This is a genomic window from Photorhabdus sp. RW14-46, assembly GCF_963887965.1.
GTDB classification, from domain to species: domain Bacteria; phylum Pseudomonadota; class Gammaproteobacteria; order Enterobacterales; family Enterobacteriaceae; genus Photorhabdus; species Photorhabdus laumondii.
Genome location: NZ_CAWPHH010000003.1, coordinates 54,658 through 76,510 on the forward strand (window position 1 = coordinate 54,658; position 21,853 = coordinate 76,510).

A 21,853-nucleotide genomic window follows, 5' to 3' on the forward strand; every position below is an offset into this window, starting at 1 on the left:
GAAATCAGAGAATATGCTAAAAGATCACGCCGTGAGGCGCTCTTGCAAAAGCCCTCACGGCATATTTCCATCGGTTATTTACAATAAGCCAGCAACGTTTTCTGGCACAATTGAGAACGAACACAATCCTCTTGATTAAAATGGATAACACTGACGACTTCATCATCTGAAAATCTTCCCAGTGCATCACGCAATCCTGATACCACTCCCACTGGCAAATCACATTGACTTATATCACCATTTACAATCACAGTAACATTTTCCCCAAGCCGGGTCAGAAACATTTTCATCTGATTAACCGTGACATTCTGGGCTTCATCCAGAATTACAAATGCATTTTCAAATGTTCTGCCCCGCATATAGGCAAAAGGCGCAATTTCCACTTTGCCAATTTCAGGCCGCAAGCAATATTGCAAAAACGATGCGCCCATACGTTTTAATAAAACGTCATAAACCGGTCGGAAATAAGGCGCAAATTTTTCAACCATATCTCCGGGCAAAAAGCCGAGATCTTCATCCGCCTGTAATACAGGACGGGTAACAATGATTCTATCAATTTCCTTATTAATCAATGCATCCGCAGCCATTGCCGCACTAATAAACGTTTTACCGCAACCCGCCTCCCCACTGGCAATAATCAGTTTTTTATAGTTTATTGCGCGCATATAACGCCATTGCGTTTCAGTTCGTGGCAAAATTTCCGAAGTATCCCGGTTATCACGTGCCATACCAATGGCTTCTACGCCACCGGGTTGCACTAAAGAGGTTACATTATCATCCCGATAACATTGATGGCGCAAATCCCTTTTCATCATCCGTTTTGCCTCTCGACGCGATTTAATCACTGCTTTCTGTCTACTCATAGCAGTATCACCTTATCGTTGTTTTCACCCATGCGGTGTCATATCACCGATACAATCACTACGTTATTTCAAGCCTCTTTTCCGCTTATTTAGCCCCATAGAAAAACGGTAGTGGAACCGCCACATATATTAATGACCTTAATATTCCCGCTAGCTCGCATATGATCGGTATATCAATCATTAACACTACTCACCATTATTTCCATTTAGTGAAAACTAACGAATCATTATGACAGTATAATGACAATCTCTGAGTTATGACAAACAAGCCAGGGATGCTCAATTAAAAATAATCGACAGTATCGTTTATTTAGTTTTGCGAGAAATTTAATTCATTGAATAATATGACTTAATATAAGCTAATGACTTAACATCATAGTAGCCATTATTGATTTGACTACCATAGTATTGATACATTCAGCTACTATCCGGCAAAGAAGTCACTATCTGAAAGCACTCTTCTTCACCGGATGGCAATAATATTATTATTGATGACAACAGAGCAAATAGTTAACTATACCCTATTGATTTCAAGATGCATCGCGGCGGCAAGGGAACGAATCCCCGGGAGCATAGATAACTATGTGACCGGGGTGAGCGAGTGCAGCCAACAAAGAAGCAACTTGAAAGATGACGGGTATATCTGTTTTATTAAGTCCCCTTACAGTTTCCAGCCAACCGAAAACCCGCATTTCTTGCTTCCGTTTCTGTTTTAAAATAGACCGAGTTCTTCTCCTGAATCACCTTATAACCTGAACAATGAGAAAAATGGTAGATTTTGCTGTTGTTATTCCCTTTAATTAATCCTCTAGAGGATGAATCAGATAATACCCGTTGTTTCTGGGTATCTGTTTGACTATTTCTCTGCCCTTTTCTCTGCTCGCTTTTTGGAATGCCAGAGGCGGAGTTTTTATGCCATAATTGCCATTTCTGTTCACCGGTAACAAAAGGGTTATGATGCCCCATAATACCGGTAATTCGGTTATCTCTCTCCCGCTCCCATTTACTCGGTGGATATTGACGATCCCAAGCGATAAATAGCTGCTGCTGTTGGCGAGACATGGAAAGATTGTAACGATCATGCATATAAAAATTGATCCGAGCGACCTGCCCTTTTACTTCATCTCGCGGTTCGAACGTTCGAGATTTAAAATCAACTTTACTGTTACAACGACCATAATCATTCGGCATATTTTTCGGTAACATTCCATAACTGAAATTACTACGATCGCCATTAACCTCGCCAATTGATGGAACCAAATTATGTATATCAGATTCCATTGCCCTAAAAACAGGATCAGAAGAGATACAATTCTTCCTCCCTCCATTCCGCCAACATTGCCGCTGATGACCAAAAACCCAGGCAGGAACAATATGCTCCCATTCAATTCGTTCAGCACGATTCTGTTGTGACCTGACTTGATAACCACACGAAGAAAGGATTGCGCGTCCACCGCTCTTACCTGTCCATTGCCAATCACAACCACAATAAAATGTCCCTTCCCCTGACTTAAATTGATCATGGTAAATGCGTTTACGCAATTCAACTTTAGCTTGTTCAAAGGTAGCCGGTGCGGCAAAAGAAGATAAAGGAGCAATTAAACTGAAACACCCAATGTGAATTGCCCAAAAAATAACTTTACGTTTCAATGATAAACCCTACTTATATAAAAATACCATTCTGATTTTAACCTTTTATGTTGCCTCATAATCGACCTATAAGACAAACATTGTTTCTTTGCATTTCTTCTTAGCATCTCTTTTAAAGAAATCGGGTATTATAAGTCAACATAGAGATCATATGCTTCAAAAAACGAGCGGTTATATCACTTACCAATGGCATGAAAAAATAGAGGATAGCGCTGAACGTCAACCCTCTATATTGAAGCCCCCAAAAGCCCAAATAAGATACAGGGCCGATACACGGCCCCGCCTTACTGCAATTTACTACCAGAATCATTTATTACCAGAAGCGCTGGTACTCTCCATTTCTTCCTGTAACTTCTTTCGTTTCAAGTTCCAGAGTGAATCTTCTGGCATTTGGACCCGAATATCTAAGCGGCAAGAATCGGGAATATCACAGGGCTCCCCATCTTGATAGAAGATCTTGTTGCCATTGTCATCAATAGATTTGAGTCGCCAATTTTGGAATCTCTCCGGTAAATGCGTATGTTGGCGATGGAAAGTCTCAATAATAATAGAGCCGTCAGACTGAACCTGATCATCAACAAAAATCAGTTCGAGATTATTATTGTCGCGGGGAACGGAAATACCCCCATTAACACCCCAACCACCATCAGCGTTATAGCCCAAGATATTTGATATACGATATATGCCGGTTCCCTGTTTTATCACTTCTGCACCGTCGGATTCGTCATTAGTCGAGAATGTGCCATCAGGGGAGATTTCTATTACCGGGGAGGCTACCTTGAGGTTTCCGTTGGTATCTGGTTTAGCGTTCTTATCGTCCCAAAATTTACGGGTAACTTGTCTTTTGCTATCGCTGTTTATGCTATCTGTACGATATGTATTGCCTTCATGAGCAAAAACTAATCGGTGACTCCATACACCATCCACGCCTTCATTTGATAAGCCATTTACATTACTAATTCTTAACTGAACACCATACCAATCAGATGGCAATCCATATTTAGTAAGGAATGGCGCAGTGGGCCCATACCCGGCACAACCATCATATAGATTTTCCGATCCATACAAACGAGCAAAACCCATTGAATGCATTGCATCATTAATTGATACTGCGCCCACATCCCCCGCAGTCAAATTGATATCTCCGGTCAACACCTTACCGTTTATTTTCCGGCTATCAGGTACCTTAGTATTAATACTTCCCAGTAATGAATTAACTATTTCCTTAATCAACTTTTGCGTCACTGCTAATGAATCACTATCACCAATCACATCGGTAAGTTGAACAATACCTTTTTGTGTTAGTGAAGCATTGGGAATTCCTGTTATCGCTTTCTGTTCTAAAGCTTTATTTAGCTGTGCTGTGATTTTGGCTACATCACCATCATCTAAAACATCCTCACCAGTTTGTGTCGCAATAAAATCAGCTACAACCGATGTTATTGTTGATGTTTGACGAAATATCTTATTTAAGATGTAATTATCAATATACTGCCTGTCTGGAAACCCACGCGGTAAATTCGGATCTGTTTCATAGAGTTGTTGACTGGGCACATTAGCGCCATTACCAATAGCAAAAGCTTTAAAATCATTTTTACTCATATATCTTCCCCAAATTAAATAATGTTCATTTATAATCAAAAATATTAAATATCTTAAAATATCCTTGTTGATCACCCACCATTTTTAAAGAAAATAAATTCAAAATCGATCACCAAATCAACTTTACGAACCAGAGTTCATTTTTATATGGACTTTTATACGAATTTCTTTAATCAAAGCACTGATTAAAAAACCAGTGCCTTGTGAATGTCTGAGGATTATAAGACATTAATGGTATTATTCTTGCGGCTGTTCAGGCCAATTAATATCTGGTGCCGATGAAACATCAACCCGACGCAATAATACCAAATACTTTTTCCAATCTAACAATAAAGTTTTTTCCTCTTCCGATGCCATTTCAGTTTCAACTGCATATTGCAATACAGTGATGGCTTCATCGGCTTGCCGACGAAAAATAGCCCGTTGTTGCTCTGCCTGTTCAATTTGACTGACTTTTTGAGCTTCAAAGTCCGTTACCCATTTTTCACCATCCCATTGATCAAAATCGGTGGACGGTTGCTCGAATGTTAATATTTCTGGCAATTCACCCAGTACAGTCACTTCTTCCTGTACACCCGCTTGCGTGTTGTAAACTATTTTTCCACGGTGGTCAGGGACAATTTCCCAATAACTTCCATCCTCACTGCGACGCACAGCCATATCATCAGAATCGGACAGGTTTGGTGCGTCCAAATAAGAATGCGCTGACAAACCCACGCCTTCCGCAACATATTCGAAATCAGAGCCAGAGAATTCTCTCGTATAGGAATTAGCATGATAAACTTTTATCCAGCCAGCTTGAATTGCTAATCCGTCTTCACCTAATACAGCGGTTTCAGTATCTAAAATATTTTCTTGTGTCATTATTATTCTACCTTTACGATATTATTCTGCTTTTACGATATAGTTAAATGCGATATTACGGGGGCGGGTTTCATGACCGCCTGTATTGTTAGCAATTGATGTAACAGTAGCACTCTCAAGTACATCACGCCCCAGCGGGAACTGGTATCTATCTACAGGACCTTGATAATCAACAAGAAATTGCCCATTAGAGAGTCCTTTCGTAAGTTGTATTCTTTTTGTGTTGTCAGTCTGTGCGCTTAAAATAACACGGCCACTATCAACACCTCGCCCATCATCCCAGCCACGAATAAACTCGCCTCTTAAATCGGGTATTCTGCCATCAGGATAAGCTTCTGCTAACTTCGGATACTGTGATCTACTAAAAGCGGAACCATTACAAGTAAAATAACCGGAAGGTGGGTGGGACAACGGCCAAGGAATAGGAGAGCCAACGGGAATACTGGAAATACCTGAAATTTTTTGCTCTAAAGCTTTATCTAAAGCCCTATTGAATCGTACAGTAAGTTTAGCTATATCACCATCATCCAAAACATCCTCACCTGATTGTGTCGCAATAAAATTAGCCACAACAGATGATATTGTTGAGGATTGGCGTAATACCTTATTTAATACATGAGTAGAAACATTCTCAGGTGGAAATCCCGTCTTTAGATTCTGACTTTCTTCATACTTTTCTTGACTCACTATATTAGCATTATCACTAATAGAAAAGGCTTTAAAATCATTTTTTTGGCTCATATACTCCTCTTTAATTCAATAATATCATTCAGTAATCAATATATTAAATTTTCGTACAGATAGCCTCTCTCAATTGACGCTAATGATAGTCTAGTTCAGAAAAATAATAATGAAATTTATTTTATAACTTATAGGGTTAATTATTTTTGTATAATTGACACTAATAAATCACCCAACACACTGCAATAAAACACATCCAGATTATTTGCATTTATCATCTTTTACTTTATCTTTACTATTTATAACTAAAAATCTTCATGAAAATATTTCCTACCTTTATTAAAACAAATGAAAAAATAATAGTGACAAAAAGTTATTTCATTGAAAAATAAAAAGACCACACTACAGCGTGGCCTTAAGCAAGGTAACTCACCAGTAAAAATCATTGTTTTTCAGCGAACAATAACCTGTAAATTCCCCCTCCAACAATCCCACCAATAATTGGCATCACCCAGAAAAACCACAACTGCTCTAAAGCCCAGGTATTCTGGAATATCGCAACAGCCGTGCTTCGTGCCGGATTGACTGACGTGTTGGTAATAGGAATGCTAATCAAATTAATTAAAACCAGCGCCAAACCTATTGCTAATGGCGCAAAGCCCGGAGGTGCTCGTCTATCTGTCGCACCAATAATAACAATTAAGAAAATAGCCGTTAAAACAATTTCAGCTACAATAGCCGATTGAAGCGAGAATCCACCCGGTGAATGCTCACCAAAACCATTTGAGGCAAAGCCACTCGTGGTCGCATCAAAACCCACTTGCCCACTGGCAATAACATATAATACCGCAGCAGCAAGAATACCACCGATAACCTGAGAAATAATATAAGGAATAACTTCCACTGCCCTGAAACGACCACCAGCCCAAAGACCAATTGTTACAGCGGGGTTAAAATGCCCGCCAGAAATATGCCCAACAGCATATATCATCGTCAATACGGTTAAACCAAATGCCAAAGATACACCGACAAAACCAATCCCTAATTCAGGAAATGCCGCAGCGAATACAACACTACCACATCCCCCAAAAACCAGAACAAAAGTTCCAAGTAATTCAGCCGCTAATTTTCTTAACATGTTTTGTCCTCATCCAGATATCAAAACGAGTTACCTTGCTGAAATTAACTATAGCCAATAAATTAAAATCATGCTTATTTTTACTATAACCGCATAAGTTGCTGATTCTTGTGGCATCTTTGTCTGATATTCACTTTAATCCGGGATTTAATGCAACATCTATCCTGTGCAGATCAACTTTTTAGTGAAAAATGGATAGCTTAAAATCAATTATCACCAAAATAAGTTCAATATTCTGTTCTAAAAATAGGATGATCCGATGCAAAATATCTGCACCGGATTATTACATCAGTATTAAATAACACAATATCTATTAAGCAATGAGTACTATACCCGTCATCTTTCAAGTTGCTTCTTTGTTGGCTGCACTCACTCACCCCGGTCACATAGTTTGTTATGCTCCCGGGGATTCGCTCCCTTGCCGTCGCGATGCAGCTTGAAATCTATAAGGTATATGTGAAAACGGGTTTTTTCACTGCTAAACAAATCATTCATCTGACTACCAAAACTGAAATATTTGCATATCCGACAATTCCTGAAGCATTTGAGCCTAATAAATGGGTGGAAATATTAGGCCGCCGGGAACCAACAACAATTAAATCTGCTTTAATCTCATCTGCTGTCGATAATACTTTATCCCTCGGTGATCCACAGGCTACGGAGAAAGAGACTCGCTCTTTTGGCAAATCTATTTTTTCAGCCACTTTTGCCAATTCCTCTTCTGATCTTGCAATAGATTTCTTGGCAAAAGAGTTGAGCAAATCATAATGGTAACTATAACTAATTGAAAATCTTGATATATCAGGAACGGCATGGAAAAGATGTATATTAGCATCAGACAACTTCGCCAAATACTCTGCATGTGTAATCGCTTTATCGGTCAACTCATCTTCTGAAATATCCACCGGTACTAAAATCGTTTTGTACATACGTACTCCTATATTTATATACTCGTCATCTTTCAAGTTGCCTCTTTGTTGGCTGCCGCCGCGATGCATCTTGAAATCCATAGGGTATAACTATTTCAATGAGTGTATAAAATATTACATTATTTGTTGTGAATTATTTAACTAAATCAAATAAATTACCGTATCGCTCTATTTTCAATCACTCAGAGTCAAGATGCCACTTATGTAATATTCGATGAATGAAAGGTGTTACAACAAGCCCCAAAGTAATAAAGAACACACTTTCCAAAAATACCCCATATATGGCAATAAAATATTTACCGGATAAACTAACAGGAACGGGATCTAAACCCTGCGATCCCAGCATAAATAAAGCGTTAAGCAAAGATTCAGAAAATGTATGCTCTTCTATCAGGTAAAACCCTAGGACACCCGGAATTATTCCAATAAAGAAAAACGTTGCAGCAATAAAGTAAAAGCGTATCACCCGCCATACAAAATGGTCCAAACGAATCAGTTTATCAGTAAATTTTTCCACAATTATTGCATCCTCAACAATTCTACAAAATCTTATGTAACCTCAATGAAAATGAAATCAGAGCAAATTTAATAAAAATAGTGCAGCCCAGCGTTAGCTAGCAAGCCACCCGAAGATGGCTAGCCATTATACCCGTCATCTTTCAAGTTGCCTCTTTGTTGGCTACACTTGCTCACCCCGGTCACATAGTTACCTATGCTCCCGGGGATTCTCTCCCTTGCCGTCGCGACGCATCTTGAAATCCATAAGGTATAACCACCTTACCTGATAACCAAAACAGATGTTGTCGAATATTTGACAACACCTGATGCATTAGATCCTAATAAGTGCGTTGTAATATTGGGCCTTCTAGAGCCAATAACGATAAGATCAGCATTAATTTCTGTCGCTGCTGCTGTTATTTCATCTCTTGGCGACCCAAATGCAATAGAATAAGATAACCTGTCAGCAGGAAAATCGATGGCATCAATCAGCGTTTTTAAATCATCTTCGGCTTTAATTGTCGCTTTATCCTTAATTTCATCATATCCCAACGAATATGCGTTAACAATCGCGGATGAAATTGGCAGTACATGAAGAATATGGAGCTTCGCACCCGTTTCTTTTGCTAAAGAAAGTGCATGCTTAACCGCTTTACTCGTTAGTTCATCTTCTGAAATATCTACCGGTACTAAAATAGTTTTGTACATACGCACGCTCCTATATTTACATACCAAACCAGACTACTACATTTAGTATACACTATATCCTGTTAATTACTATGAGTCATTCAACTATATATATTTTTCCAAATAAAAATTTTATGAAAATAGGTGCTGTTCATTTCAATACGTGGCAAAAGTGGGATATGTACAGGGGCAATAACATTAACCCCTGAGACTCTACCTCACTGCCGATATAACGCTTTTATTTGCTGAACGGTATTTTCAAATATCTTGGCCTGTTTTTCATCGCCCATTTCTGCAATAACACGTTCCAGATTCAGTACAACTCTCCCTGCATGAGCTTGTCCCATAGTTTTAAGAATAGAGGCCAACAGAACTTTCAAACATGTCACCTCTGTTGCCAAGGTTTCAGTATCAGATGAAGGAATTAAATCGATTTTATTCATAGTCGTTACCTGTTTACGTATTAATTGCGTCATGAAAATAATAATTATACCACATAATTCATCCCCTATTTTTATACATTTTCCAAATAGATCTACGCCAAAAAACGTTAAATTGTTGTTAAAATCATATATTTTATAAATATTTATTTAGTTATTAATTTTATCATAATCAGAATATATGAGATATTATGATTGCAAATAAATAATACTTCCTATCGTATAAAATAATTCTCTTTTGTCTTTGGAAGAGATAAGTATAATATTCACATTCCTGATGAACTTTAAGGATAATTTATCTATTCTATTGTTTTATATAATCTTTACCAAAAGTTAAAAAACAGACAATTGAAGTTAACTTTTCTGAAACAAATTCAATACACAAGCAATATCAATGAAGCTCATGTATGAGCATAGAGCCAGTTGGAGACACTTTTTTGATAAATGTTTTGTTAGTCGATGATCATGAGCTGATCAGAGTTGGTGTAAAACGTATTCTTGATGACGTAAAAGGGATAACCGTAGTAGGAGAAGCTAATTGTGGTGAAGATGCGATAAAATGGTGCCGAGCTAATAAAGTAGATATCGTGTTAATGGATATGAACATGCCAGGCATTGGGGGCCTGGAGGCAACAAAAAGAATCCTACGCTATTGTCCCGATGTCCGTGTCATCATGTTGACTATCTATACTGAAAATCCTTTGCCAATGAAGGTGATGCAGGCTGGTGCCAGAGGATATCTCAGTAAAGCCTCTACCCCTCAGGACATGGTAAATGCAATTCGTGCAGTTAATGCCGGCCAGCGCTATATCGCTCCCGATATTGCTCAACAAATGGCTCTTAGCCAAATTAGCCCACAGCAAGACAATCCATTAAGTTGTCTGTCTGATCGTGAATTACAGATTATGCTGATGATCACGAAAGGACAAAAAGTGAGCGATATCTCTGAACAACTTAATCTCAGCCCAAAAACCGTCAATAGCTATCGCTACCGAATGTTTAGTAAACTAAATATCAACGGTGATGTAGAATTAACACATATGGCAATACGTTATGGGCTATTCGACACAGAGAGTCTATTAAATAGTGACGGAACAATTTGATTCAAAAACATTTTTAAAAACAGTAACCAGTCAGCCTGGCGTTTATCGTATGTATGACACCTCAGGCACGGTTATTTATGTCGGTAAAGCCAAGGATTTAAAAAAACGGCTTGCCAGTTACTTTCGCGCACAAGTCACCAGTCGTAAAACCGAATCTCTGGTTAAAAATATTGTTCAGATAGATGTTACAGTTACGCATACCGAAACCGAAGCACTGCTGCTGGAGCATAATTACATTAAGCTCTATCAACCCCGATATAACGTTTTACTGCGAGATGACAAATCCTACCCTTACATTTTTCTCAGCGCAGATAAACATCCACGACTGGCAATGTACCGGGGAGCTAAACATTTCAAAGGTGAATATTTCGGCCCATTCCCAAACACTCATGCGGTACGGGAATCATTAATCTTACTGCAAAAACTTTTTCCTATCCGACAATGTGAGGATAGTGTCTACCGCAATCGCTCGCGGCCATGCCTGCAATATCAAATTGGTCGCTGCCTTGGGCCTTGCGTTAAAGGGCTGGTAAGTGAAGATGAATATCAGCAGCAAGTTGATTATATTCGTCTGTTCCTTTCAGGCAAAGATCAGCAAGTTTTAACCAGATTAATTGAACGAATGGAGCAAGCCAGCCAGCAACTGAAATTTGAAGATGCTGCAAGATACCGTGATCAAATCCAGGCCGTTCGTCAGGTTACTGAAAGACAATTTGTTTCAGGAACAGACGATGACCTCGATGTTATCAGTGTTGCCTTTGACGCGGGCATGGCTTGCCTGCATGTACTGTTTATACGTCAGGGCAAAGTACTGGGTAGCCGAAGTTACTATCCTAAAATCCCGACAGGGACAACGCTTGATGAGATTGTACAAACATTCCTTGGCCAATTTTATTTACAAGGCAGCCAAAATCGGACTTTGCCCTCAGAAATTTTGCTGGATTTTACTCTGCCAGAGAAAGACATTTTGTCTGATTCTTTATCTGAAATATCCGGGCGAAAAATTCATATTCAAACCCGGCCCCGCGGAGATAAAGCCCGTTATCTGAAACTTGCCCGCACAAATGCAACAATTGCCCTATCGACCCGCTTATCACAACAATCAACTATTCACCAAAGATTAGACTCTCTCACCAAATTAGTTAAGTTAGCAAAAATTCAGAGAATGGAATGTTTTGACATTAGTCACACTATGGGAGAACAAACTGTTGCATCCTGTGTCGTCTTTGATAGCAATGGTCCACTACGTTCTGAATACCGGCGCTATAATATCAGTGGTATTACTCCTGGTGATGATTACGCTGCCATGAATCAAGTACTACGCCGTCGATACGGGAAAGCATTAGATGAGTCAAAAATTCCCGACATTATTTTCATCGATGGTGGTAAAGGGCAATTAGCTCAAGCAATCGATGTCTTTCAGTCTCTTGATGTTGAATGGGATAAAACGCGACCTCAATTAATAGGTGTTGCCAAAGGCAGTGATCGCAAAGCCGGGCTTGAAACGCTATTTTTCGCAACGGAGGATAAAAGTATCGCATTACCGCCGGACTCTCCTGCCCTGCATGTGATTCAGCATATTCGTGACGAATCACATAATCATGCAATAACCGGGCACCGTCAGCGTAGATCTAAAGTTAGAAACACCAGTACACTGGAATCTATTGAAGGCGTTGGACCAAAACGCCGACAAATGTTACTGAAATACATGGGAGGTTTGCAGCCTTTACGTAATGCAAGTGTCGAAGAGATCGCAAAAGTACCGACTATTTCCTATGCATTAGCAGAAAAAATTTATAATGCATTGAAACACTAAGTACATTGATGCACCATACTTATAAATTCCACTATAGCCAGATAGTTAAGAAGCACTATGCAATTAAATATACCAACATGGCTCACTCTATTTCGTATCGCCCTGATCCCATTTTTTGTCCTGGCATTCTATTTGCCATTCACATGGGCGCCGATGGTTTGTGCCATAATTTTTATTGTCGCTGCGGCGACAGACTGGTTTGACGGTTTTCTCGCTCGCCTTTGGAAACAGACAACTCGCTTTGGCGCATTTCTTGATCCTGTCGCGGACAAAATCATGGTTGCGGCCGCATTAGTCTTAGTTTCCGAACACTATCATACATGGTGGATAACCCTGCCCGCAGCAACCATGATAGCGCGTGAAATTATCATCTCTTCTCTCAGAGAATGGATGGCTGAATTAGGCAAACGCAGTAGTGTTGCCGTTTCCTGGATGGGTAAGGTAAAAACGACAGCACAGATGGCAGCGTTAATTGCTTTATTATGGCGCCCTAATTTTGAATTCGAATTGGGTGGATTCATATTACTTTATGTTGCTACGGTGATGACATTTTGGTCAATGTTTCAATACATAAATGCGGCTTGGTCTGATTTGCGTGAAGCTTGATCGAAATGACGTAAAAACCATCGAACAAACACGGTGTAACAATAATTGTGTTGACTCGATACGTGAAGTAAGTAGAATGCAACGCATCGAACGGCACATGAGATTTACGAAAACAAATAAGTAAATCAGCTAGTTCAAAGCGGTGCGGGAATAGCTCAGTTGGTAGAGCACAACCTTGCCAAGGTTGGGGTCGCGAGTTCGAGTCTCGTTTCCCGCTCCAAATTACTGTTCAGAAGTTGGATGCTGAATTAGTCGTTGAATATAGAAAGGCGCGTTGGCAGAGTGGCCATGCAGCGGATTGCAAATCCGTCAACCTCGGTTCGACTCCGGGACGCGCCTCCAAATTCAGCCCAGGTGGTGAAATCGGTAGACACAAGGGATTTAAAATCCCTCGGCTGTAAGGCTGTGCGGGTTCAAGTCCCGCCCTGGGCACCAAATGAAATTCGCTGATAAAACAGTGAGTTAGGAAAAAGAAAAGGCCACCGCAAGGTGGCTTTTTTTATGCCGGCCCCTCCCCTTCCTAACATGCTTTCCTAACATCATTGTTGTGCAATGAATAAATATTCACTAAAAGCGCTCAATTAATCCTCTTTTCTAATCTGCCTGTACGGCAGTGCACCTGGAGCAGGACTAGGAGCACAACTTGCAGGATTTCTAAGCTGCCTGTACGGCAGTGCACTTAACTCAAGCTTAATAATAGGTCTTAAACATTTTCTAAGCTGCCTGTACGGCAGTGCACGCAATCAAAAGTTAATCTCACAGTTAGCGGAGTTTCTAAGCTGCCTGTACGGCAGTGCACCGGTCACGCCATTGCTTCAGGGAGTTTTCAAATTTCTAAGCTGCCTGTACGGCAGTGCACCAACCCCTTCTTTTTTGCCTGCGCTGCTGAAATTTCTAAGCTGCCTGTACGGCAGTGCACATCCCTGCGGGTTGCATCAGTTCGAAGATGTCTTTCTAAGCTGCCTGTACGGCAGTGCACACCCGCTCAGTGTCCTATCAGCAATCAAGCATTTTCTAAGCTGCCTGTACGGCAGTGCACTTTCATCCATCCCAATAAGCAGGTTATGAGCGTTTCTAAGCTGCCTGTACGGCAGTGCACTCTACTCCAGCGTTATCCATTGTATTTTGTAGTTTCTAAGCTGCCTGTACGGCAGTGCACACAATGTCTTACATTCAGTCATGGATTTAATCTTTCTAAGCTGCCTGTACGGCAGTGCACACCACGGCTGAGGTTTTCTGCGTTTAACACCATTTCTAAGCTGCCTGTACGGCAGTGCACGGTATGCAAGCCGCTAATCCCACAGCGATTGTTTTCTAAGCTGCCTGTACGGCAGTGCACGGGTATTGAATGAGTTTTCTTGATAATTTAATTTTCTAAGCTGCCTGTACGGCAGTGCACCGTTCAGCGCTGTAATTTTGCTCAACGCCGAATTTCTAAGCTGCCTGTACGGCAGTGCACCCTTGATGCTATCTCATTTACTTGTTCATTTGTTTCTAAGCTGCCTGTACGGCAGTGCACAATATTTCTGGCATCTCATCTAAGAACTTTAGTTTCTAAGCTGCCTGTACGGCAGTGCACCTATAAAGATAGGATTACCATCTGGGCCCAATTTTCTAAGCTGCCTGTACGGCAGTGCACAATGGCACCTGGAGCGTGATGTGGTTAACCAATTTCTAAGCTGCCTGTACGGCAGTGCACGCTGAATCAATCCAAATTACGTGTAGTTTGTCTTTCTAAGCTGCCTGTACGGCAGTGCACCCGGCAAAACGATGGCTGCTGAGGTCATTGCTCTTTCTAAGCTGCCTGTACGGCAGTGCACTGTTACATATTAACCCCAACCTATTGAATGTTAAAGAGCAACCATGATAAAAAATAAAAAACCCTTTTTTGTGGGACAAAAAATATTTACTTAAAAATCAATAAATTAAAATTTGCCGTTAAAAAAGGGTCAAAATTTTTTCCATCCAAGTAGAAAGCAGTCTCTTCTTCTTCTAGCTATCAAGCGTATTTTTGTTCAGCCATTACGCCGCTCTCACTATGTAATTAAATGCTATGTTGCGAGGGCGGTTCTCTGAGGCTACAGGAACAACCCTTGACGCCTCGAACCCAAAGCCGTATGGAGTATCTGTGTCAGAAATATTTATCGATTTGAAACTGCCATCTGTCGCTATTCCAAGAACTTGACTAGCATAAAAAGCCCCTCTTGTTGCCAAATGATAATTTAGTGCTATCATGCCGGCGAACGAGCCCTGAATATTTCGGATAGCATCCCCCTGATGCGTTAAAATTCTACGGCCACTATCAATACCTCGTCTATCATCCCAACCCCGAATAAATTCTCCTCTCAAATCAGGTAAGTTACCATCAGGATAAGCTTCTGCTAATTTCGGAAATTTCGACTTATCAAAGACCGCCCCATTACACTGCAACCACCCAGCAGGCGGCACGGCAGTCGGCCAAGGAACAGGAATACCGACAGGAATGTTAGAGGTATCTGAAATTTTCTGTTCTAATGCTTTATTTAATTGGGCGGTAAGCTTGGTTATATCACCATTATCTAAAACATCCTCGCCAGATTGTTCCGCAATAAAATTAGCTATGACGGCTGATATAGTTGATGATTGATCCAACGCCTTATTTAACAAATGAGAGTGAACATCATTTGAAGGAAACTCTGTCTGCAAATCCGAACTTATTTTATATTTCTCTTGACTCACTATGTTTTTATTATTAATAACAGAGAGAGCTTTAAAATCATTCTTGGGACTCATATGTCCTCCTTGAATTAAATAACATTATTTCGCAACTCACATCAATCAAAGTCTTTACCTCGGCTGTTCCGGCCATTCAATATCGGGAGACAATGAAATATTTACTCTATTGAGCATTACCCTATATTTTCTCCATGTCAGTAAGGCGGATTTTTCTACTTCGGTAGCGATATTTAAATCAACAGCATCTTGCAGTAATGCAATGGATTCACTCGCGTGTCGCAACAGAGTTACACGCTGCTGTTCCGCTTGTTCAATTTGATTTGCTTTTAGAGCTACATTATCAGTGACCCATTTTGTGCCATCCCATTTATCAAAACCGGTGGTCGGTTGCTTGAAGGTCAGAGTTTCAGGTAATTCACCCAGTTCAGTGATTTTCTGTTGAGTTAATGTTAACGTGTCGTAAGCTATTTTCCCCCGATAATCAGGGACGATCTCCCAACACTTACCGTCTTCACTGCGACAAACAGCCACATCATCAGAATCGGGAAAGTCTGGTGCATCTAAATAAGAATGTGCTGATAAACTGACACCGAGCATGACATATTCAATACCAGCGTTAATAAATTCTCTTGTTATTTGATTCGTGTGATAAACTTTTATCCAACCGGGTTGAATTGCTAATCCGTCTTCACCCAATACAGCGGTTTCATGTTCTAACGCGTATTTTTGTTCTGTCATTATGCTGCATGCTGCTGCTCTCACTATGTAGTTAAATGCTATATTACGGGGCCTCGATACCCCTATAAATGCGGAATTCGCAATCCAGTCTGCCTGAGCTTTATAATATACAGCTTTTACCGAAGTATTTTTATTTTGTGGAATATCCCACTGCAATTTTGCGAACTCATTGCGTGAGAGGGTAATCATAAAATTATTAGCCCGATCAACATTCTGTACCAAATAAGCCCCTTCCTGCCATGACAATATTGAACGAGATGGATCCACATTTCGCCCACTATCCCAGCCACGGATAAATTCTCCCCTTAGATCGGGCAATCTGCCGTCAGGATAAGCTTCTGCTAACTTTGGGTACTGCAATTTATTGAAAAATGCACCGTTACAAACGAGATAGTTGACAGGTGGATAGGGTAACGGCCACGGAATGGGGGAACCCACAGGTATATTAATTTCTTCACGTAATGAATTTATTATTTCCTGAGCAAGTTTTTGTGTAACCGCCAATGTATTGCTATTGCCAACCACATTTGTAAGTTGAACAATACCTTTCTGTGTTAATGAAGCATCAGGAACCTTTATTGTCATTTTCTGTTCCAGCGCTCTATTTAATTGGCTGGTGAGTTTCTCTATATTCCCATCATCCAGAACATCATTGCCAGATTGTGTAGCGATAAAATTAGCGACTACAGAGGATATCGTGGAAGACTGACGTAATGCCTTATTTAGCATATCAGTGGTAATACCATCTTGTGGAAACCCAGTCTGCAAATTCTGATTTTCTTCATATTTTTCTTGGCTAATTACATTAGCATTATCGCTAATAGAAAAAGCTTTAAAATCATTTTTTTGACTCATATCCTTACTCCTTAAGCAAAATAATATTTTTTATAATCAACATATTTAATTACTGTAAAAATAATCCGTCTGTAATTCATTAAAATCAAAGTCTAGTTCAGAAAGAAGAGTAATACAGCATTCCTATTTATTAGGAGATTGACTATTTTTATATAATTAGCAGTAATAAGTAATTAAATATTTTAGAATCGAAAACATACCCAAACCATTTATATTTAACATCTGAAAACTATTCTGCTCTTATTCCTTCTATCTCTTCCTGTAACGCCTTCTATTTTAAATTCCAAGATGAATCTTCTGGCATTTGGACACGAATATCTAAGCGACAGTATTGATCCTGTTTACAATTTTGTGTTATCACCAATTAAACCCTATGGCTTTCTGGGCTGCTGCTGTGTCGTTCATAACAAGACGCAATGTATCCAAACGCATTTGTTGCGATGGTGTCAGTTAGAGTTAAAAGAACTTTTTTGAACGAATCCGCTCTCTCCCCCCGGTCACAGAGTTATCTCTGCTCCCGGGGATTCGCTCCCTTGCCGCCGCGATCCATCTTGAAATCCATAGGATATATACCCTTTTTTGTTCCACTGGCGAACCACCTGATCCCTAATACTTAGCATTTTGTCTAATGTTGGTATGCCGCCAACTTCCTTTATTGCTATATCCAGTATGTTCATAAAAGTTTTCTTCTTTTACTAACAACAACAAACAAAATACAATAAATACTTTAAAAATAAAGTCTTGCTTGCTATAAAAATAAAAGCCTCACTTGTATATTTAAGACATGAAAACAATGCACGAAAGAATCAAGCAAGCTCGGCTTGCAAAAAAATTAACTCAAGCTGAACTAGCAGATATGCTTGGGGTTACTCCACAATCTGTACAACAGTGGGAATCAAGCACAGAACCAAGGAAATCAAGGCTGACAGCATTAGCATCTATCCTTGACGCTGATGTGAACTGGCTTTTATTTGGCGAAACACTCAAAAAGGGTGAGGATCAAGTTCCACCTGAGAACGAATGGGCAGCTATTGCGCAATGGAACAGTAACATGCCACCAGATAGCGATGAGGTGAAGGTGCCGTTCTTAAAGGATATTGAATTCACATGTGGCAATGGTGGATATATTGATGCAGATTATAACAGCTTTAAGTTAAGATTTTCTAAAGCAACATTAAGAAGAATTGGCGCACCAACTGACGGCTCTACAATTGTTTGTTTTCCTGCTAAAGGCGACAGCATGGAACCCGTTATCCCAAATGGGACAGCAATAGCAGTAGATATCTCTAATAAGAAAATTATTGATGGAAAAGTGTATGCAATTGAACAGGATGGGTTAAAGCGTCTTAAATGTCTTTACAGACGCCCGAGAGGGAAATTACTTATCAGAAGTTATAACCGTGATGAATACGAAGATGAAGTTGCAGATGAAGATCAAGTTAGCATCATCGGGAAAATGTTCTGGTATTCCGTTTTAGATTACTAAGGTTATGGAATGGACAATTTTAAGATAAAAATAAAATATCATGTTGACCACGTTAAGAACGTAGGCCAACACTGCACCACCGAAGAAACAACTAAGCAAGCATTAATATTGCCTTTTTTAGATATTCTTGGGTTCAGTCCGTATGACCCTCAAAAAGTTAAAGCCGAGTACGGAGCGGATTTCCCCGGGTTAAAAGCAAATGAGCGGGTTGATTACGCTTTGTTTTGCCAAGGTGTTCCAGTTATGCTTATCGAGGCAAAAGGATACAGCGAAAAACTAGATAACCACTGCCCTCAGTTATCCAGATACTTTAATTCCACTCCAGAAGTGACTATTTCGGCAATTACAAATGGATTAGAGTGGCGTTTCTTTACCGATTTAAAGCAAAAAAACGTAATGGATATTACCCCATTCTTACGCATTAACATGGATGAAGTTAGCGATGCAGATGTTAGCCAGCTCTATCGATTTAGACACGATAAATTCAAACCGGAAGCGCTAAGGACGCTTGCAGAGGAAAGTGTTTACTTATCCGCTTTTACTAAAACCATCAGCACTAGCTTGAGAGATGTTGATAGTGAATTTGTGAGATATGTTGCCAATAGATCTAATGTCGAACGCCAACTAAATCAGCGCTTTATTGAATCAATCACCCCGTTGGTAAAACAGGCTGTTGAGAAATCTGTCAGCGCAATGGTGGTTTCCGGTCTTTCAAATAAACATGCTCCGATTGATGGAGTTCAAGACGAAATAGAACTCCAAGAAAATTCGAAAGAACCAGATGAGATAGTGGATCTAGATAACCCTAATATTGTTACCACCAAAAACGAATTAGCTTTATACCCGTTATCATCTTAATATGACTCGCTACCGCCTAGAAGAACATATCCGCAAATCTGAGGAAAACAACGTAGCGTTGCTTTTCCAAGCTGCCTGTACGGCAGTGCACTTGAGACAGCTTGAGAGGAAAAGCCTTAAAGATTTCTAAGCTGCCTGTACGGCAGTGCACTAAAGGGGGTAAAAACATCGGTCAAGAGAGGTTTTCTAAGCTGCCTGTAGGCAGTGCACATGATGTTATATATTGCGATCCGCCCTATCTTTTTCTAAGCTGCCTGTACGGCAGTGCACATAATAAGTTGTTTGTGTTTCAAAATATATGATTTTCTAAGCTGCCTGTACGGCAGTGCACGATCTGGATGAAATGCTGGCCCCAAAACATTTTTTCTAAGCTGCCTGTACGGCAGTGCACTAAAGAAGGGGTTGCTGATGAGCGGCACCTCTTTTCTAAGCTGCCTGTACGGCAGTGCACGTTTTTCCTGAACCAGACGCTCAAGCAATGCCTTTCTAAGCTGCCTGTACGGCAGTGCACTTTAACTCTAATGAAGCTACATTAAATATCAATTTCTAAGCTGCCTGTACGGCAGTGCACTTTATTTTAGGAGGAAATTTTTCTGGTATTGATTTCTAAGCTGCCTGTACGGCAGTGCACATCCATCTTCGGGTTTTTGAGGGGCATTTGTTTTTCTAAGCTGCCTGTACGGCAGTGCACATATCACAAAATGGCAATCAGAGAGGATATTTTTTCTAAGCTGCCTGTACGGCAGTGCACTTTATATCCTCATCATCTTGAGTAGAGTTTTCTTTCTAAGCTGCCTGTACGGCAGTGCACATGAACGCTTGTTGATGGCATTAGAACGCCATTTTCTAAGCTGCCTGTACGGCAGTGCACTGTTACATATTAACCCCAACCTATTGAATGTTAAAGAGCAACCATTATAAAAAATAAAAAACCCTTTTTTGTGGGATAAACAATATTTACTTAAAAATCAATAAATTAAAATTTACCGTTAAAAAAGGGTCAAAATTTTTTCCATCCAAGTAGAAAGCCATCTCTCTTTCTATTGCCGGCTATCAAGCGTATTTTTGTTCAACCATTATGCTGCTTTCACTATGTAATTAAAGGCTATGTTGCGGGGGCGGTTCTCTGGTGCTACAGGAACAACTCTTGACACGTCAAACCCGAAACCGTATGCAGTGTATACAGCACTCTGGGTAAAATGATCTACTGATTTAAGAGTACCATCTGTGCCCAACCCAAGAGCTTCACTAGCATAAAAAGCCCCTTTTGTTGCAAGATGATAGTTTGGTGCTATTGCCCCAGGAAATGAACCTACAATATTTCTAATGGCATCCCCTTGATGAGTTAAAATTCCACGGCCGCTATCAATACCACGACCATCATCCCATCCGCGAATAAATTCGCCTCTTAAATCAGGTAATCTACCGTCAGGATAAGCTTCCGCCAACTTCGGATACTGTAATTTATTAAAAGCTGAACCATTACAAGTGAAATAACCGAATGGTGGATGAGGTAACGGCCACGGAATAGGAGAACCGACAGGAATTTCATTGGCTGTTTTCATCCGGTTGTCTATCTCTTCGCGGGTATATTCACGTAATGAATTTATTACTTCCTGAACAAGCTTTTGTGTAACCGCCAATGTATCGCTATTACCAACCACATTTGTAAGCTGGACAACACCTTTTTGTGTTAATGAAGCACTGGGAATATCTGTTGTCATTTTTTGCTCTAGCGCTTTATTTAATTGAGCGGTGAGTTTGGCTATGTTTCCATCATCCAGAACATCATTGCCAGATCGTGTCGCGATAAAATCAGTCACAGCAGATGATACCGCTGACGCTTGACGTAGTACCTTATTTAATAAATGGGTGGGAACATTATCTGGTGAAAATCCAGTTTGTAAACTCTGATTTACCTCGTATTTTTCTTGACTGATTACATTCGCATTATCACTAGTAGAAAAAGCCTTAAAATCATTCTTATAACTCATATACTTTCTCCTGCAATTAAATAATATTATTTTATAACCAATATATTGAATTATTGTAAAAACAATCTCTCTTGCAATTCACGCCAATCAAGTCTAGTTCAGAAAAAGAATAATGCAGCGTTCTTATTACTTATAAGGTTAATTATTTTTATATAATTGGTAGTAATAAATAGTTCAACATTAGAAACGACAGCCGGAAATTTATCTATTAATACCCATTACATATCACTATTGACATTTTAATTAAATTACCCAGATATACGTCTCACTGCCAACCCAGTAATTTCCCTATTTTTTCTCTTTTTTCTGCAAGATGGTTTGACTGGATTT

21 protein-coding genes, 3 tRNA genes, 2 pseudogenes and 2 CRISPR repeat arrays are annotated in these 21,853 nt (G+C 39.9%); of the genes and pseudogenes, 9 read left to right on the forward strand and 17 right to left on the reverse strand.

Annotated features, from left to right (window positions below):
• Positions 1 to 74: 74 nt before the first annotated feature.
• Positions 75 to 863 carry a phosphate starvation-inducible protein PhoH gene (gene phoH, locus AACQ38_RS03585; protein ID WP_165577438.1) on the reverse strand — a complete coding sequence of 263 codons (789 nt, stop codon included), beginning with the start codon at positions 861 to 863 and terminating at the stop codon, positions 75 to 77.
• 491 nt (positions 864 to 1,354) lie between these two features.
• Between phoH and AACQ38_RS03590 the strand changes: the two genes are divergently transcribed.
• Positions 1,355 to 1,579, forward strand: a complete 225-nt coding sequence (locus tag AACQ38_RS03590) for a hypothetical protein (RefSeq protein WP_125026229.1) — start codon at positions 1,355 to 1,357, stop codon at positions 1,577 to 1,579.
• On the opposite strand, the gene AACQ38_RS03595 is transcribed toward AACQ38_RS03590, so the two are convergent.
• The 10 genes from AACQ38_RS03595 to AACQ38_RS03640 all read right to left on the reverse strand — a co-directional run bounded on the left by AACQ38_RS03595 (position 1,515) and on the right by AACQ38_RS03640 (position 9,355).
• Positions 1,515 to 2,513: an endonuclease gene (locus AACQ38_RS03595; protein ID WP_113049501.1), complete on the reverse strand. Its 999-nt coding sequence runs from the start codon at positions 2,511 to 2,513 to the stop codon at positions 1,515 to 1,517. The genes AACQ38_RS03590 and AACQ38_RS03595 overlap by 65 nt on opposite strands.
• 306 nt (positions 2,514 to 2,819) lie before the next feature.
• Positions 2,820 to 4,115 (reverse strand): phage tail fiber protein, encoded by a 1,296-nt coding sequence (locus AACQ38_RS03600; protein WP_165577439.1) that lies wholly within the window; start codon positions 4,113 to 4,115, stop codon positions 2,820 to 2,822.
• A gap of 237 nt (positions 4,116 to 4,352) precedes the next feature.
• On the reverse strand, positions 4,353 to 4,979 hold the full coding sequence (locus tag AACQ38_RS03605; RefSeq protein WP_165577440.1) for a tail fiber assembly protein: 627 nt from the start codon (positions 4,977 to 4,979) through the stop codon (positions 4,353 to 4,355).
• A 21-nt stretch (positions 4,980 to 5,000) separates the two neighbouring features.
• Positions 5,001 to 5,720, reverse strand: coding sequence for a phage tail protein (locus AACQ38_RS03610; protein ID WP_113049503.1), 720 nt, complete (start codon positions 5,718 to 5,720; stop codon positions 5,001 to 5,003).
• Positions 5,721 to 6,102: 382 nt separating this feature from the next.
• Positions 6,103 to 6,798: an aquaporin Z gene (aqpZ, locus tag AACQ38_RS03615; protein ID WP_011146289.1), complete on the reverse strand. Its 696-nt coding sequence runs from the start codon at positions 6,796 to 6,798 to the stop codon at positions 6,103 to 6,105.
• Positions 6,799 to 7,025: 227 nt separating this feature from the next.
• The gene (locus tag AACQ38_RS03620) at positions 7,026 to 7,184 is read right to left on the reverse strand and encodes a hypothetical protein (protein ID WP_158538177.1); all 159 of its coding nucleotides are present in this window, start codon (positions 7,182 to 7,184) and stop codon (positions 7,026 to 7,028) included.
• Between the two features lie 105 nt (positions 7,185 to 7,289).
• Positions 7,290 to 7,727, reverse strand: a complete 438-nt coding sequence (locus AACQ38_RS03625) for a universal stress protein (RefSeq protein WP_165577541.1) — start codon at positions 7,725 to 7,727, stop codon at positions 7,290 to 7,292.
• 178 nt (positions 7,728 to 7,905) lie between these two features.
• Positions 7,906 to 8,244 carry a hypothetical protein gene (locus AACQ38_RS03630; protein WP_011146287.1) on the reverse strand — a complete coding sequence of 113 codons (339 nt, stop codon included), beginning with the start codon at positions 8,242 to 8,244 and terminating at the stop codon, positions 7,906 to 7,908.
• A gap of 260 nt (positions 8,245 to 8,504) precedes the next feature.
• Positions 8,505 to 8,933, reverse strand: a complete 429-nt coding sequence (locus AACQ38_RS03635; RefSeq protein ID WP_011146286.1) for a universal stress protein — start codon at positions 8,931 to 8,933, stop codon at positions 8,505 to 8,507.
• Positions 8,934 to 9,130: 197 nt separating this feature from the next.
• Positions 9,131 to 9,355, reverse strand: coding sequence for a DUF2594 family protein (locus AACQ38_RS03640; protein ID WP_011146285.1), 225 nt, complete (start codon positions 9,353 to 9,355; stop codon positions 9,131 to 9,133).
• Between the two features lie 434 nt (positions 9,356 to 9,789).
• On the opposite strand from AACQ38_RS03640, the gene uvrY reads away from it, so the two are divergent.
• The 6 genes from uvrY to AACQ38_RS03670 all read left to right on the forward strand — a co-directional run bounded on the left by uvrY (position 9,790) and on the right by AACQ38_RS03670 (position 13,312).
• Complete coding sequence (uvrY, locus tag AACQ38_RS03645) at positions 9,790 to 10,455, forward strand: UvrY/SirA/GacA family response regulator transcription factor (RefSeq protein WP_011146284.1); 666 nt, start codon at positions 9,790 to 9,792, stop codon at positions 10,453 to 10,455.
• Positions 10,439 to 12,271: an excinuclease ABC subunit UvrC gene (uvrC, locus tag AACQ38_RS03650; RefSeq protein ID WP_011146283.1), complete on the forward strand. Its 1,833-nt coding sequence runs from the start codon at positions 10,439 to 10,441 to the stop codon at positions 12,269 to 12,271. The genes uvrY and uvrC overlap by 17 nt, the downstream gene beginning before the upstream one ends.
• Before the next feature lie 57 nt (positions 12,272 to 12,328).
• Complete coding sequence (gene pgsA / locus AACQ38_RS03655) at positions 12,329 to 12,877, forward strand: CDP-diacylglycerol--glycerol-3-phosphate 3-phosphatidyltransferase (RefSeq protein ID WP_011146282.1); 549 nt, start codon at positions 12,329 to 12,331, stop codon at positions 12,875 to 12,877.
• A gap of 144 nt (positions 12,878 to 13,021) precedes the next feature.
• A tRNA-Gly gene (locus AACQ38_RS03660) sits at positions 13,022 to 13,097 on the forward strand.
• A gap of 48 nt (positions 13,098 to 13,145) precedes the next feature.
• Positions 13,146 to 13,219: transfer RNA gene (locus AACQ38_RS03665), tRNA-Cys, on the forward strand.
• Between the two features lie 6 nt (positions 13,220 to 13,225).
• Positions 13,226 to 13,312, forward strand: a tRNA-Leu gene (locus AACQ38_RS03670).
• 156 nt (positions 13,313 to 13,468) lie between these two features.
• Positions 13,469 to 14,697: a CRISPR direct-repeat array (repeat unit 28 nt; unit sequence TTTCTAAGCTGCCTGTACGGCAGTGCAC).
• A 202-nt stretch (positions 14,698 to 14,899) separates the two neighbouring features.
• Here the strand turns inward: AACQ38_RS03670 and AACQ38_RS03675 are convergent.
• From AACQ38_RS03675 to AACQ38_RS03695, 5 genes and pseudogenes are all read right to left on the reverse strand, one after another.
• The gene (locus AACQ38_RS03675) at positions 14,900 to 15,649 is read right to left on the reverse strand and encodes a phage tail protein (RefSeq protein ID WP_011146280.1); all 750 of its coding nucleotides are present in this window, start codon (positions 15,647 to 15,649) and stop codon (positions 14,900 to 14,902) included.
• Between the two features lie 54 nt (positions 15,650 to 15,703).
• Positions 15,704 to 16,330, reverse strand: a complete 627-nt coding sequence (locus tag AACQ38_RS03680; protein ID WP_041380819.1) for a tail fiber assembly protein — start codon at positions 16,328 to 16,330, stop codon at positions 15,704 to 15,706.
• A 230-nt stretch (positions 16,331 to 16,560) separates the two neighbouring features.
• Positions 16,561 to 17,185, reverse strand: a pseudogene (locus tag AACQ38_RS03685) (tail fiber protein); the annotation flags it as partial.
• A 357-nt stretch (positions 17,186 to 17,542) separates the two neighbouring features.
• Complete coding sequence (locus tag AACQ38_RS03690; protein WP_268801318.1) at positions 17,543 to 17,635, reverse strand: DUF2560 family protein; 93 nt, start codon at positions 17,633 to 17,635, stop codon at positions 17,543 to 17,545.
• Between the two features lie 6 nt (positions 17,636 to 17,641).
• Entirely contained in the window at positions 17,642 to 17,773 is a 132-nt protein-coding gene (locus AACQ38_RS03695; RefSeq protein WP_278249220.1) for a hypothetical protein, read from the reverse strand.
• A 196-nt stretch (positions 17,774 to 17,969) separates the two neighbouring features.
• Between AACQ38_RS03695 and AACQ38_RS03700 the strand changes: the two genes are divergently transcribed.
• Positions 17,970 to 18,671 carry an XRE family transcriptional regulator gene (locus tag AACQ38_RS03700; protein ID WP_165577441.1) on the forward strand — a complete coding sequence of 234 codons (702 nt, stop codon included), beginning with the start codon at positions 17,970 to 17,972 and terminating at the stop codon, positions 18,669 to 18,671.
• A 9-nt stretch (positions 18,672 to 18,680) separates the two neighbouring features.
• Positions 18,681 to 19,389 (forward strand): annotated as a pseudogene (locus AACQ38_RS03705) (type I restriction endonuclease); the annotation flags it as partial.
• A gap of 382 nt (positions 19,390 to 19,771) precedes the next feature.
• Positions 19,772 to 20,400: a CRISPR direct-repeat array (repeat unit 28 nt; unit sequence TTTCTAAGCTGCCTGTACGGCAGTGCAC).
• A gap of 205 nt (positions 20,401 to 20,605) precedes the next feature.
• Here AACQ38_RS03705 and AACQ38_RS03710 read toward each other — a convergent pair.
• Positions 20,606 to 21,523, reverse strand: a complete 918-nt coding sequence (locus AACQ38_RS03710; RefSeq protein ID WP_165577442.1) for a tail fiber protein — start codon at positions 21,521 to 21,523, stop codon at positions 20,606 to 20,608.
• Between the last annotated feature and the right edge of the window lie 330 nt (positions 21,524 to 21,853).

What these genes read in the sequence shown, in the direction of transcription:
- AACQ38_RS03590 (WP_125026229.1), top strand. Translation starts at nt 1,355, where the DNA reads ATGACAACAGAGCAAATAGTTAACTATACCCTATTGATTTCAAGATGC.
- AACQ38_RS03600 (WP_165577439.1), bottom strand. Translation starts at nt 4,115, where the DNA reads ATGAGTAAAAATGATTTTAAAGCTTTTGCTATTGGTAATGGCGCTAAT.
- AACQ38_RS03710 (WP_165577442.1), bottom strand. Translation starts at nt 21,523, where the DNA reads ATGAGTTATAAGAATGATTTTAAGGCTTTTTCTACTAGTGATAATGCG.
- AACQ38_RS03680 (WP_041380819.1), bottom strand. Translation starts at nt 16,330, where the DNA reads ATGACAGAACAAAAATACGCGTTAGAACATGAAACCGCTGTATTGGGT.
- AACQ38_RS03605 (WP_165577440.1), bottom strand. Translation starts at nt 4,979, where the DNA reads ATGACACAAGAAAATATTTTAGATACTGAAACCGCTGTATTAGGTGAA.
- AACQ38_RS03675 (WP_011146280.1), bottom strand. Translation starts at nt 15,649, where the DNA reads ATGAGTCCCAAGAATGATTTTAAAGCTCTCTCTGTTATTAATAATAAA.
- AACQ38_RS03640 (WP_011146285.1), bottom strand. Translation starts at nt 9,355, where the DNA reads ATGAATAAAATCGATTTAATTCCTTCATCTGATACTGAAACCTTGGCA.
- aqpZ (WP_011146289.1), bottom strand. Translation starts at nt 6,798, where the DNA reads ATGTTAAGAAAATTAGCGGCTGAATTACTTGGAACTTTTGTTCTGGTT.
- AACQ38_RS03635 (WP_011146286.1), bottom strand. Translation starts at nt 8,933, where the DNA reads ATGTACAAAACTATTTTAGTACCGGTAGATATTTCAGAAGATGAACTA.
- pgsA (WP_011146282.1), top strand. Translation starts at nt 12,329, where the DNA reads ATGCAATTAAATATACCAACATGGCTCACTCTATTTCGTATCGCCCTG.
- AACQ38_RS03610 (WP_113049503.1), bottom strand. Translation starts at nt 5,720, where the DNA reads ATGAGCCAAAAAAATGATTTTAAAGCCTTTTCTATTAGTGATAATGCT.
- AACQ38_RS03700 (WP_165577441.1), top strand. Translation starts at nt 17,970, where the DNA reads ATGAAAACAATGCACGAAAGAATCAAGCAAGCTCGGCTTGCAAAAAAA.
- phoH (WP_165577438.1), bottom strand. Translation starts at nt 863, where the DNA reads ATGAGTAGACAGAAAGCAGTGATTAAATCGCGTCGAGAGGCAAAACGG.
- AACQ38_RS03625 (WP_165577541.1), bottom strand. Translation starts at nt 7,727, where the DNA reads ATGTACAAAACGATTTTAGTACCGGTGGATATTTCAGAAGATGAGTTG.